Origin of the sequence: Ancylobacter tetraedralis (genome assembly GCF_014195655.1) — a bacterium.
In the GTDB taxonomy this organism is placed as follows: Bacteria; Pseudomonadota; Alphaproteobacteria; order Rhizobiales; family Xanthobacteraceae; genus Ancylobacter; species Ancylobacter tetraedralis.
In genome coordinates, this window is sequence record NZ_JACICD010000007.1 from 219,972 (window position 1) to 228,738 (window position 8,767).

Annotated in this window: 6 protein-coding genes; 3 read left to right on the top strand and 3 right to left on the bottom strand. The window is 68.1% G+C overall.

The genetic code is table 11. From position 1 onward, the window contains the following. Positions 1 to 3: 3 nt before the first annotated feature. Positions 4 to 3,519: a transcription-repair coupling factor gene (gene mfd / locus FHS55_RS17985; protein ID WP_183191159.1), complete on the top strand. Its 3,516-nt coding sequence runs from the start codon at positions 4 to 6 to the stop codon at positions 3,517 to 3,519. 75 nt (positions 3,520 to 3,594) lie between these two features. On the opposite strand, the gene FHS55_RS17990 is transcribed toward mfd, so the two are convergent. Together FHS55_RS17990 and FHS55_RS17995 are read right to left on the bottom strand one after the other, a co-directional pair. Beyond that, the gene (locus FHS55_RS17990; protein WP_183191160.1) at positions 3,595 to 3,927 is read right to left on the bottom strand and encodes a hypothetical protein; all 333 of its coding nucleotides are present in this window, start codon (positions 3,925 to 3,927) and stop codon (positions 3,595 to 3,597) included. A 227-nt stretch (positions 3,928 to 4,154) separates the two neighbouring features. After that, complete coding sequence (locus FHS55_RS17995) at positions 4,155 to 5,855, bottom strand: extracellular solute-binding protein (protein WP_183191216.1); 1,701 nt, start codon at positions 5,853 to 5,855, stop codon at positions 4,155 to 4,157. 332 nt (positions 5,856 to 6,187) lie between these two features. On the opposite strand from FHS55_RS17995, the gene FHS55_RS18000 reads away from it, so the two are divergent. Next, positions 6,188 to 6,988: an invasion associated locus B family protein gene (locus tag FHS55_RS18000; protein ID WP_183191161.1), complete on the top strand. Its 801-nt coding sequence runs from the start codon at positions 6,188 to 6,190 to the stop codon at positions 6,986 to 6,988. A gap of 129 nt (positions 6,989 to 7,117) precedes the next feature. Here FHS55_RS18000 and hspQ read toward each other — a convergent pair whose 3' ends face one another. Continuing rightward, positions 7,118 to 7,453, bottom strand: a complete 336-nt coding sequence (hspQ, locus tag FHS55_RS18005) for a heat shock protein HspQ (RefSeq protein ID WP_183191162.1) — start codon at positions 7,451 to 7,453, stop codon at positions 7,118 to 7,120. A 163-nt stretch (positions 7,454 to 7,616) separates the two neighbouring features. Here hspQ and FHS55_RS18010 point away from each other — a divergent pair, with 163 nt between their 5' ends. Further along, positions 7,617 to 8,576: an AEC family transporter gene (locus tag FHS55_RS18010; protein WP_183191163.1), complete on the top strand. Its 960-nt coding sequence runs from the start codon at positions 7,617 to 7,619 to the stop codon at positions 8,574 to 8,576. Positions 8,577 to 8,767 lie beyond the last annotated feature (191 nt).

Consider the following 8,767-nt stretch of genomic DNA (forward strand, 5'->3'; position numbering starts at 1 on the left):
CGCATGAAGACGCCGCTCTCCACCCTCTCCACCCGCCTCGCGCCGGGCCGCACCCTCACGCTCGCCAATGTGCCGGGCGGCATGGAAGGGCTGGTCGTGGCCGACCTCGCGCGCGCGTTGGCCGCCCGCGAGGATGCCCCCTGGCCGACGCTCATCGTCATCTGCCGCGATGGCGAGCGCATGGGCGAACTGGAGCGCGCGCTGTCCTTCTTCGCGCCCGGCGTCGAGGTGCTGCCATTCCCGGCCTGGGACTGCCAGCCCTATGATCGCGCCTCGCCGCATGGCGACATCGTCGCCCGCCGCATGACGACGCTGGCCCGCCTTGCCCGCGTGAAGGGCCGTGCGGCCGGCTCCATCGTGCTGACCACGGTCAACGCGGTACTGCAGCGCGTGCCGCGGCGCCAGATGGTGGCGACGCAGTCTTTCTCGGCGGCGCCGGGCAATGCGCTCTCGCTCGACGAGGTGGTGGCCTGGGCCGAGGTGAACGGCTTCATGCGCAATTCGACCGTGCGCGACACCGGCGAATATGCCGTGCGCGGCGGCATTGTCGACCTGTTCCCGCCGGGACTGGCGGCGCCGGTGCGGCTGGACTTCTTCGGTGACACGCTGGAATCGATCCGCTCCTTCGACCCCGAGACCCAGCGCACAGCCATGCAGCTGCGCGCGCTCGACCTGGTGCCGATGAGCGAGTTGCAGCTCACCACCGAGACCATGCGCCGCTTCCGCATGGCCTATATCGCCCAGTTCGGCGCGGCCCAGCGCGGCGACCTGCTCTATGAAGCCGTGAGCGAGGGCCGGCGCTATCCCGGCATGGAACACTGGCTGCCGCTGTTCCATGAGGGGCTCGACACGCTGTTCGACTACGCGCCCGATGCGCCCATCGTCATGGAAGCGCAGGGCGGGGAGGCGGCCACCTCCCGGCTCGACCAGATCGCCGACTATTACGACGCCCGCCGCCACGGGCTGGAGCATGGCGGCGGCGCCTCGCCCTACAAGCCGCTGCCGCCCAACGCGCTCTACCTCACCGCCGAGGAATGGGAGCGCCGGCGCGGCACGGCGGCCAACATCGCGCTGAGCGCCTTCGCGCTGCCCGAATCGAAGGACGTGCTCGACCTCGACGGCCGCCCCGCGCGCTCCTTCGCGCCCGAGCGGGCGGATCCCGACGCCGCGCTGTTCCAGATCGCCGCCGACTATCTGCGCGATACGGCCCGGAAGAAGCGCACCATTCTCGCCGCGTGGTCGGACGGTTCGCGCGATCGCCTCGCCACGGTGCTGGCCGACCACGGGCTGAAGGGCACGCAGACGGTGGGCACGCGCGACGCCGCGGAGGCGCTGCCCAAGGGCGTCATCGCCCTCGGCGTGCTGGGCATCGAGAGCGGCTTCGAGACCGACCAGCTCGCGGTGATCGGCGAGCAGGACATTCTCGGCGACCGCCTCGTGCGCCCCAAGCGCAAGGCGCGCCGGCCGCAGGATGTCATCGCCGAACTCACCTCGCTCACCGCCGGCGATCTCGTCGTGCATGTCGACCACGGTATCGGCCGCTTCGTCGGGCTGAAGACCATCGAGGCGATGGGCGCGCCGCACGACTGCCTCGAAATCCACTATGCGGAGGGCTCCAAGCTCTTCCTGCCGGTGGAGAACCTCGAACTGCTGTCGCGCTACGGCTCGGAAGACACCGAGGCGCAGTTGGACCGGCTGGGCGGCGGCGGCTGGCAGGCGCGCAAGGCGCGGATGAAGAGCCGCATCCGCGAGATGGCGGCCGAGCTGATCAAGATCGCCGCGCAGCGTCAGCTGCACGAGGCGCCGCGCCTTGTGCCCGCGACCGGCATCTATGACGAATTCCGCGCCCGCTTCCCCTATGAGGAGACCGAAGACCAGGAAGCCGCCATCGAGGCGGTGTTCGAGGATCTCGGCTCCGGCCACCCGATGGACCGGCTGGTGTGCGGCGATGTCGGCTTCGGCAAGACCGAGGTGGCCCTGCGCGCCGCCTTCGCGGTGGCGCTGAACGGCAAGCAGGTGGCCGTGGTGGTGCCCACCACGCTGCTCGCGCGCCAGCACTTCCGCACCTTCTCCGCGCGCTTCAAGGAACTGCCGGTCGTGGTGCGGCAGGCCTCGCGGCTGGTGACGGGCAAGGAGCTTTCCGACACCAAGAAGGGGCTGGCGGACGGCACGGTCGACATCGTGGTCGGCACCCACGCGCTGCTCGGCAAGTCGATCGCGTTCAAGGATCTGGGCCTCGTCATCGTCGACGAGGAGCAGCATTTCGGCGTCGCCCACAAGGAGAAGCTGAAGCAGCTGCGCGCCGATGTGCACGTGCTCACCCTGACCGCCACCCCGATTCCGCGCACGCTGCAACTGGCCATGACGGGCGTGCGCGAGCTGTCCATCATCGCTTCGCCCCCGGTCGACCGGCTGTTGGTGCGCAGCTTCGTTACCCCGTTCGATCCCTTGATCGTGCGCGAGGCGCTGCTGCGCGAGCGCTATCGTGGCGGGCAGAGCTTCTACGTGTGCCCGCGCATCGAGGACCTTGGCGAGGTGAAGGACTTCCTCGACAAGCAGGTGCCCGAGGTGAAGGTGGCGGTGGCGCACGGCCAGATGGCGGCGTCGCAGCTGGAAGAGATCATGTCCGCCTTCTATGACGGGCAGTTCGACGTGCTGCTCTCCACCACCATCGTGGAATCGGGCCTCGATATCCCGACCGCCAACACGCTGATCATCCATCGCGCCGACATGTTCGGCCTCGCCCAGCTCTACCAGCTGCGCGGGCGCGTCGGCCGCTCGAAGACGCGCGCCTACGCCATCTTCACCCTGCCCACCGAGAAGGCGCTGACCACGCAGGCCGAGCGCCGCCTCAAGGTGCTGCAGTCGCTCGATACGCTGGGCGCCGGCTTCCAGCTGGCCAGCCACGATCTCGACATTCGCGGCGCCGGCAACCTGCTCGGCGACGAGCAGTCGGGCCACATCAAGGAAGTCGGCTACGAGCTTTACCAGGAGATGCTGGAGGAGGCGATCGCCAACCTCAAGGCGGGCATCACCGCGCCGGTGGCCGACAAGTGGTCGCCGCAGATTTCCATCGGCACGCCGGTGCTGATCCCGGAAGACTATGTCGCCGACCTGCATGTGCGGCTCAGCCTCTACCGCCGGCTGGCGGATCTGGAGACCGAGGCGGAGATCGAGTCGATCGGCGCCGAGCTGGTGGACCGCTTCGGGCCCTCGCCCGAGGAGGTCGACCAATTGCTCAAGCTGGTGCGGATCAAGGCGTTCTGCCGCCGCGCCAATGTGGAGAAGGTCGATGCCGGCCCGCGCGGGGCGGTGCTCACCTTCCGCGACGGGCGCTTCCCCAACCCGGCGGGCTTCATCGCCTATGTCGGCAAGCCGCATGTGGTGGCGAAGATGCGGCCGGACGGCAAGGTTGTGTTCTCGGAAGACTGGCCGGACGCCAATGCGCGCCTCAAGGGCACGACGCAGATCCTGCGGGAGCTGGCGAAAATCGCCGAGCAGGGCGCCCGGGCGGCCTGATATCCCGGCGGAACGTCATCCCGGACGGCCGGCGGGCCGTTCCGGGATCGTTCACGCAAGGGAGCGCGGGAGGCCTCAGAACGGCGTGCCGGAGATCGGCCCGTCATAGGCGCCGTCGCTGTCGGGGAGGACGTCGGCATCATTGTCCGAGCCGGGGCCGGAGAAGTCGGGCAGGTCGCCGCCGGCCTGATTCATGTAGTCCTGGCTCTTGTCGGCGCCCGGATTATCCGGCAACGGGCCGTAATCGAGATAGTTCGGGTTGTTGATCGTCGGGATCTTGATCTCCACCCCGCCCTCACCGCCGGGCTGCGGCTGGGCATTGGGATGGACGGTGATCGACTGCTGGGCGCTCGCGGGAACCGCGCCGGCGGCGCAGAGCCCGATCACGAAAAGCGCAGCGTAACGCATGGGCGAACTCCACATCATCGCGAGGCTGGCCGCACGCCGCCCTGCCTTGAGGCGGGGGCGCTCCAGCCGCCCTTAAGGAACCTTTTCCGGCGAGGCTGTCCAGTCCTTCATGCCAAGAGGGTCAACGAGGGTCAACGAAACCGGCGCGCCGTGGCCCGCTTTCCTCATTCCTCCCATCCCCCAGGTCATGCCGCGCCCCAGGTCATGCCGCGCGCGCAAGGCGGGGCTCAGCTGCCCGGCACGCGCCACCAGCTTTCGGCCAGCGTGCCGTTGAGCGAAACGTCCTTCGGCCGCTCGATCCGCCGCCACCGGGCGATCCAGTCGCCCGGTGTGTAGAACAGCGGCAGCGAGAAGCGGGCGGAGATCAGCACCCGGTCCAGCGCGCGCACCGCCGCGACGAAGCCGGCGCGCTCGCGCTCCGCCAGCAGCGCCGCGATCATCGCATCCGCCGCCGGGCTCTTCAGCCCCATGAAATTTCGCGTGCCAGGCGTGTCGGCGGCCTCCGAGCCGAAATAGAAGGCCTGTTCGTTGCCGGGCGAGAGGGACTGGCTCCAGATATAGGGCACCATGTCGTAATCGTAGCTGCGCTTGCGGCTCTCGAACTGCACATTGTCCACGAGGCGTATGTTCAGCCCGACGCCGGCCCGGCGCAGCATGCTCTGATAGGCGAGGGCGAGGCGCTCCTGGTCCTTGGTGCCGACCAGAACCTCCGGCGCGAAGGGCCGGCCGCGCGGGTCCATCAGCGTGCCCCGGCGCAACTGCCAGCCGGCCTCGGTGAACAGGTCCAGCGCCCGCTTGAGTTGCCCCCGGTCGCGCCCCGAACCGTCGGAGGCCGGCGGGCGCCACGTGCCGTCCATCACAGCGGGCAGCACGGCATCCGTGAACGGGGCGAGCAGTTCACGCTCGCGCGGTTCCGCCGGACGGCCCAGCGCGGAAAGCTCGGAAGCGTCATAGAAGCTGCCATTGCGCCGGAAAAGGCCGAAATAGAGGTTCTGGTTGGCCCATTCGGCATCGAACAGTTCCACCATCGCCGCACGCACCCGCACATCGGCGAAGATCTCGCGCCGCATGTTGAACAGCAGGGCCGAATAGGCCTTCGGCCGCCCGTTGCCGACCTCCTCGGTGAGGATCCGTCCGTCGCGCACGGCGGGAATGTCATAGCCGGTCTTCCAGCGGCCGGGATCGGTCTCGAAGCGGATGTCGTAGAGCCCGCGCTTGAACGCCTCGAACTGGCCGTTCACGTCGCGGTAGAAATCATAGCGCAGCGTGTCGACATTGAAATTGCCGTGATTGACCGGCAGGTCGCGGCCCCAATAGGCGGGGTTGCGCGCCAGCGTCACGCTCTCGCCCGGCTTCACCTCCACGGCCGTGTAGGGCCCGCTGCCGAGCGGTGGTGTGAAGCTGGTCTGGTCGAACCTCACCTCGTCGGTCGCGTGGCGGGCCAGCACGGGCATCAGCGCGAGGATGAGGGGCAGTTCGCGGTCCTCCCCCGCGAAATCGAAGCGGATCGACAGCGGCCCCGTCACCTCGGCCCGCGCCACCTTGCCGTAATAGGTGCGATGGTTGGGCCGGCCCTTGGCGCGCAGCAGGTTGAAGGAGAACAGCACGTCCTCCGCCGTCACCGGGGTGCCGTCGGAGAAGCGGGCGCGCGGATCGAGGGTGAAGGCGACGAAGCGGCGTGCCTCGTCGGTCTCCACCGTGCGGGCGATCAGGCCGTAGCAGGTGAACGCCTCGTCCGGCGAGCGCGCCATGAGGGCCTCGACAACGTTCCAGCCGATGATGGGCGGGACCGTGCCGCGCACGATGAAGGGGTTCAGGCTATCGAAGCTGCCGACCACACCCTGAACCAGCCGCCCGCCTTGTGGCGCCTGCGGGTTGACACTGGCATAATGGGTGAAATCGGGCGGGTAGAGCGGCCTGCCGTGCATCGCAAGCCCGTGCTGCGGGCCCGCGAGAGGTGCGGGCAGGGATGTCGCGACAACCTGGGAACGCGCGGAACCGCTCATGAGCAGGCCCGCGCCGGCAATTGAGCCATTGCACAGGAAGGCGCGTCGGGTGATATCGGACACGCTTCCGCTCCTTGGCCACCACAGATTCGACTCGCGCTTACGTCAGCATGTCTAGCACGAACGGATGTCCGCACATGGCTACGGGTCACTGTCTCGCCTCAATTGGACCCGAGACAACCCGTGTCCCCACGCTGGCGTCGAGACGTCCGTCAACTTCAATCCCGTTGCGGGCCGAACGACAGGAATAAGATATGATCAAACGCTCGACACTCGCGCGCAATGTGGCTGGCGCCGTTCTGGTGCTGGCGCTCACCGGCACCGCCGCCTACGCCCAGTCTCAGCAGCCCGCCCAGCCCGCGAAGCCCGCTGCTCCGGCGAAAACCGCCCAGACCAAGCCGGCAGCCAACGCCCCGGCGCCCGCCCAGGCCCAGCCGGCGGCCCCCGCCGGCCAGCCGCAGGCCGCCGCGCCGCAGATCCCGGCGATTCCGATCCCGTGGGTGAAGCGCTGCCAGGAAGAGCCGTCGATCAAGAAAGAGGTCTGCAACATGGAGCAGACCATCATCACCGATACCGGGCAGTTCCTCGTCCGCTTCGGCATTTTCGAGATCAAGGACGACCCGAAGAAGGCGTTCATCGTCTCCTTCCCGACCGGCCTCCTGCTGCGCAACGGCTTCCGCGTTGCGCTCGCCAACGAGCAGCCCGTGCTCGGCACCTTCATCATGTGCGACCAGCAGGTTTGCCGCGGCGACATCCAGGTCGACCAGGGCTTCATCGACCGCATGAAGAAGGCGCCCGGCCTGACGCTTCAGGTGGCCAACGCGGTCGGCCGCATCATCAGCTACCCGATCGGCCTCGGCGACTTCGCCAAGATCTATGACGGCCCGCAGACCGACCCGAAGGTGTTCGACGAGCAGGTCAAGAAGATCCAGGACCAGGTCAAGGCCCGCCAGGACCAGGTGAAGTCCGAGGCCGAGGCCCGCGAGCAGCAGACCAAGGCCGGCCTCGAGAAGCTCGGCGCCGAGAAGCTCAAGGGCGCCCAGCCCGCGCAGTGAGCTTTGCGCTGCCCATAGGTTCATGAGCGCGAACGCCCGGCCAGCAGGCCGGGCGTTTTCATTTTGCGGCAGTCGATTCGCGTTTTGGGCCAGTGGCTCGCTTGTTCCGTCGGCCCTTGGCGGGCGGACCTATTGCAGCCGTTCGCTGCGCACGCGCCAGCCGCCATCGCCATCCGCCACCAGCATCTCCTCGACCTGCGGATGGCGCACCGGCTCGCCCGAGGTGTCGAGTTCGAGATTCTGCTCGGAGACATAGGCGACGTATTCCGTCTCCGCGTTCTCGGCGAGCAGATGGTAGAAGGGCTGGTCCTTGGTGGACGGGCGGATGTTTTCGGGGATCGATTCCCACCACTCGTCGGTGTTCGAGAATTCGGGGTCGACGTCGAACACCACGCCGCGGAAGGAATAGTGGCGATGGCGGACAACCTGCCCGATACGATATTTCGCCTGCCGCTCCTTCATCATCCCGTCCGCCTTTCCTGTGGCGCGACCCGTACGGGTCGTGTGGGGGCCTGTCAACTGGGCAGCCCGTTCTGCGCCCATGCCCAATGATCATGCAACGAGCGTGCCCTGCGCCGCCTTTCAAACAGCAATTGACCGTTCCGGGGTAACTCGGTAGCCAAGCGCCATGGCCGACGTCCTGGCGCTAGCGCTTCCGTTTTTCGGAGTCATTTTCCTCGGCCTCGGCTGCGGCCGGTTCGCGCGCATCCCCGAGAGCGGGCTCGCCTGGCTCAGCTTCTTCATCATCTATGTCGCCCTGCCGGCGCTGTTCTTCTCGCTGGTGGCGCGCACGCCGTTCCACGAACTGACCAATGGCCGTTTCATCGCCGCCACCACGCTATCGACTGCGACCTGCTTCGCGCTCTCGCTCGCCGTCGGCCTGTGGCTCCGTCGCGGCAACCTGCCGGAGGCGACGATTGCCGCGATTCTCGGCTCCTATGCCAATGTCGGCTACATGGGCCCCGGCCTGACGCTCGGCGCGCTGGGAGCGGGGGCATCGGTGCCCACCGCGCTGATCTTCGTGTTCGACAGCCTGTTCTTCTTCACCATCGTGCCGATCCTGATGGCGATCGGCGGGCGCGACCGGCACAGCCTGGGGGCCACCGCGTGGCTTGTGGTCCGCCGGGTGGTGACGCATCCGTTCAATGTGGCCACCTTTCTCGGCGTGTTCGCCGCCTATATCGAGTTCCACCCGCCGGCGGCGATCGAGAAGACGCTGGAATTCCTGCGCAACGCCGCCGCGCCCTGCGCGCTGTTCACGCTCGGCGTCTCGGTAGCGCTGCGGCCGATGAACCGCATGGCGAGCGAGGTGCCGGCGCTGCTCTTCATCAAGCTCGTGGTGCATCCCGGGCTGGTCTGGCTGGTGCTGACGACGGTCGGCGGCTTCGATCCCGTATGGATCGCCACGGCGGTGTTGATGGCCTGCCTGCCGCCGGCGCTCAACGCCTTCATCATGGCCAAGCAGTACGACACTTATGTCGAGGGCGCGTCCGGTGGCGTGCTCATCGGCACGGTCGTCTCGGTGCTGACCGTGACGCTCATGCTCTATGTGCTCCAGCACGACATGCTGCCGCTCGCCTGGCGCTGACGCGCGGTTCACCCGGCGGATGGTTTTTCGAAACGCGACGGTCGACCGACTTTCGCGGAACGCGCGTTAGAGCGGCTTGCCTGCCACGAGGCGCGGCAGGTCGCGGGTCGGGCCCACGCCCTGGCGCATCACGGCGCGGCGCAGCAGCGGCGAGCGGCCGAGCAGCCACAGGCCGAGCCCACGCATGCCGG

What these genes read in the sequence shown, in the direction of transcription:
- mfd (WP_183191159.1), top strand. Translation starts at nt 4, where the DNA reads ATGAAGACGCCGCTCTCCACCCTCTCCACCCGCCTCGCGCCGGGCCGC.
- FHS55_RS17990 (WP_183191160.1), bottom strand. Translation starts at nt 3,927, where the DNA reads ATGCGTTACGCTGCGCTTTTCGTGATCGGGCTCTGCGCCGCCGGCGCG.
- FHS55_RS17995 (WP_183191216.1), bottom strand. Translation starts at nt 5,855, where the DNA reads ATGCACGGCAGGCCGCTCTACCCGCCCGATTTCACCCATTATGCCAGT.
- FHS55_RS18000 (WP_183191161.1), top strand. Translation starts at nt 6,188, where the DNA reads ATGATCAAACGCTCGACACTCGCGCGCAATGTGGCTGGCGCCGTTCTG.
- hspQ (WP_183191162.1), bottom strand. Translation starts at nt 7,453, where the DNA reads ATGATGAAGGAGCGGCAGGCGAAATATCGTATCGGGCAGGTTGTCCGC.
- FHS55_RS18010 (WP_183191163.1), top strand. Translation starts at nt 7,617, where the DNA reads ATGGCCGACGTCCTGGCGCTAGCGCTTCCGTTTTTCGGAGTCATTTTC.